1 protein-coding gene is annotated in these 723 nt (G+C 47.6%); it reads left to right on the plus strand.

What is annotated here, in order from left to right; genetic code table 11:
• Window positions 1–723: efflux RND transporter permease subunit (locus D8S93_RS24770; protein ID WP_193621683.1), on the plus strand; the 723-nt coding region annotated here is incomplete at both ends.

Here is a 723-nt window from a genome sequence, read left to right on the forward strand (position 1 = left end):
GAGGTCGTTAACTCAACAAAATGGCCATTGCTTGGCGGTACAGTCGTCGGCATTTTCGCATTTAGTGCGATAGGTTTGTCTCCGTCGGATATGGGTGAATACGCAGGATCGCTATTTTGGGTCATCCTCTATTCAATGCTGCTAAGTTGGGTGTTCGCCGTTACAGTGACCCCTTTGCTTTGTTATGACTTTTTAAAAGTGAAAGCTCAGCAGGGTGACGTCCCTCCCTCAAAAATGGTTGAAAGCTATCGTTGGGTACTGCAATGGGTCTTGCACCACCGCTTTTTAAGTTGTGGTGTCGTGGTGCTTGGATTGTTCGCCGCGTTGTGGGCAACTCAATTTGTTCCACCGGGTTTTATGCCTGAGTCACAGCGTCCACAGTTTGTGGTTGATGTCTATCTGCCACAGGGCTCAGACATTCGTCGAACAGAAAACGTCGTCTCGATGATCGAAAGCGATATTAAGCAAAAACCGGGCATTACCAATATCACCAGTTTTATTGGCGGTGGCGGACTGCGTTTCATGCTGACGTACTCACCGGAAGCAAGGAACGTGAGTTATGGTCAGTTGTTGATTGATATTGATGACTATACAAAAATCGCCCCTTTGGTGGGTGAACTGCAATCAGAGCTCGACAACAAATACCCAGACGCGTCAATTAAAGTCTGGAAGTTTATGTTGGGCCGCGGTGGTGGCAAGAAGATTGAAGCGGGTTTTAAAGGG

Source organism: Vibrio sp. VGrn 2 (genome assembly GCF_009361695.1).
GTDB lineage: Bacteria > Pseudomonadota > Gammaproteobacteria > Enterobacterales > Vibrionaceae > Vibrio > Vibrio diabolicus.